The organism is Planomonospora alba, from assembly GCF_039534085.1.
Classification (GTDB): domain Bacteria; phylum Actinomycetota; class Actinomycetes; order Streptosporangiales; family Streptosporangiaceae; genus Planomonospora_B; species Planomonospora_B alba.
The window spans coordinates 1-2,391 of the sequence record NZ_BAAAUT010000135.1; the positions used below are offsets into that span (position 1 = coordinate 1).

Sequence of the window (2,391 nt, forward strand, 5' to 3'; positions counted from 1 at the left end):
AGACCGGGAACGCCGCGTGCAGGCCCCGGCCCATCCCGGCGCGCTGGCTGCCCTGTCCGGTGAACAGGAACGCGAGCCTGCCTCCGGCGGGCGATCCGGAGACCACGTTGGGCGCGCTCTCCCCCTCCGCGAGCGCCCGCGCGCCGCGCAGGAACTCCTCGCGGTACTCCGCGACCACCACCGCGCGCTGCGCGAAGGCCGTACGGGAGGTGGCCAGGGAGTAGCCCAGGTCCACGAGGTCCGGGGCGGCGGACGACTCGGCGAGGGCCACGAGCTGCGCGGCGCGCGCCCGCAGCGCGCCGTCGCCGACGGCGGTGACCACCAGCGGTACGGCGGGCGGCCCGGCGGGCGGCCCGGCGGGCGCCTCCCCGGCGATCTCGGTGATCCCGTCGGCTCCGGTGATCCTGTCGGCTCCGGAGGTCCCGTCGGTTCCCGAGGGGAGCCCGTCACCGGCGGGCGCGTCCTCGGCGGCCGCCTCCTCGATGATCACGTGGGCGTTGGTGCCGCTGATGCCGAACGACGAGACACCGGCCCTGCGCGGGTGGCCGTCGCGCGGCCACTCCACCGGCTCGGCCAGCAGCTCCACCGCCCCGGCCGACCAGTCCACGTGCGGCGTCGGCTCGTCCAGGTGGAGGGTCTTGGGCAGCACGCCGTGCCGCATCGCCTGCACGACCTTGATCACGCCCGCGACGCCGGCCGCCGCCTGGGTGTGCCCGAGGTTCGACTTGACCGAGCCCAGCCAGAGCGGCCGGTCGCGGTCCTGGCCGTAGGTGGCGATGACCGCCTGCGCCTCGATCGGATCGCCGAGCGTGGTGCCGGTGCCGTGCGCCTCGACGGCGTCCACCTCGGCCGGGGTCAGCCCGGCGCTGGCCAGCGCCTGGCGGATGACCCGCTGCTGGGAGGGGCCGTTGGGCGCGGTCAGGCCGTTGGACGCGCCGTCCTGGTTGACCGCCGAACCGCGCACCACCGCGAGCACGGTGTGGCCGTTGCGGCGGGCGTCCGACAGGCGCTCCAGCAGCACCATGCCCGCCCCCTCCGACCAGCCGGTGCCGTCGGCGGCGGCCGCGAACGGCTTGCACCGGCCGTCGGCGGCCAGGCCGCGCTGACGCCCGAAGTCCAGGAACGAGTCGGGGGTGAACATCAGCGCGACACCCCCGGCCAGGGCGAGCGTGCACTCGCCCTGCCGCAGCGCCTGCATCGCCCAGTGCATCGCCACCAGCGACGACGAGCACGCCGTGTCCACCGTGACCGCCGGGCCCTCCAGGCCGAGGGTGTAGGCCACCCGGCCCGAGACCACGCTGCTGAGGCTGCCGTTGCTGAGATATCCGGCGAGGCTCTCCGGCACCTCCGTGAACCTGCTGCCGTAGTCGTGGTACATCACGCCGACGAACACCCCGGTACGGCTGCCGCGCAGCGTGACCGGGTCGATCCCGGCCCGCTCGAACGCCTCCCAGGAGGTCTCCAGCACCAGGCGCTGCTGCGGGTCCATCGCCAGGGCCTCGCGGGGCGAGATGCCGAAGAAGTCCGGGTCGAAGTCGGCCGCGTCGTACAGGAAGCCGCCCTCGCGCGTGTAGGTCTTGCCCGGTGTGCCGGGCTCGGGGTCGTAGATGCCCTCGACGTCCCAGCCCCGGTCGGCGGGGAAGGCGCCGATGGCGTCGCCGCCCTCGGCCACCAGGCGCCACAGCTCCTCCGGCGAGGAGATCCCGCCGGGGTAGCGGCAGCTCATCGCGACGATCGCGATCGGCTCGTCGTCCGCCGCGGCGGACGGTGCGGTCTCCGCCTCCGGCACGGCGCCGACCAGCTCAGCCTCCAGGAAGCGGGCCAGCGCGGCGGGCGTGGGGTAGTCGAAGACGAGGGTGGACGGCAGGCGCAGCCCGGTGGCCGCGTTGAGCCGGTTGCGGAGCTCGACCGCGCTCAGCGAGTCGAAGCCCATCTTGGCGAACGCCTGGCCCGGGTCGACGGCGTCCGCACCGTCGTGCGCGAGGACGGTCGCGATCTCCGCTCTGACCAGCGTGATGAGGGCGTCCGCGCGCTCGTTCTCGGGCAGTGCCGCGAGCCGGGCGCCCAGCGACCGCCCGCCTCCGCTGCCGGACGCGGCGGTCCTGCGGGCGGCCGGTCCGACCAGCACGCGCATCACCGGCGGCACCGGTTCCGTCTGGGCCCGGTAGGCGGCCAGGTCGAAGGCGACCGGGAGCAGGACCGGGTCACCGGTCGCGGTGGCGGCGTCGAACAGCGCCAGCCCCTCCTCCTGCGAGAGCGCCGCGATGCCGCCCTTGGAGATCCGTGCCGCGTCGGCCCGGCTCAGCTCGCCGCCCATGCCGGCTCCGGCCCACAGACCCCACGCCAGCGACGTCGCCGCCAGGCCCCGAGCCCGCCGGTGCACCGCCAGCG

At 75.6% G+C, this 2,391-nt stretch carries 1 protein-coding gene; it reads right to left on the bottom strand.

Annotated features, from left to right (window positions below):
- Positions 1–2,317: type I polyketide synthase (locus tag ABD823_RS34225; protein ID WP_344867071.1), on the bottom strand; the 2,317-nt coding region annotated here is incomplete at its 3' end.
- Positions 2,318–2,391 lie beyond the last annotated feature (74 nt).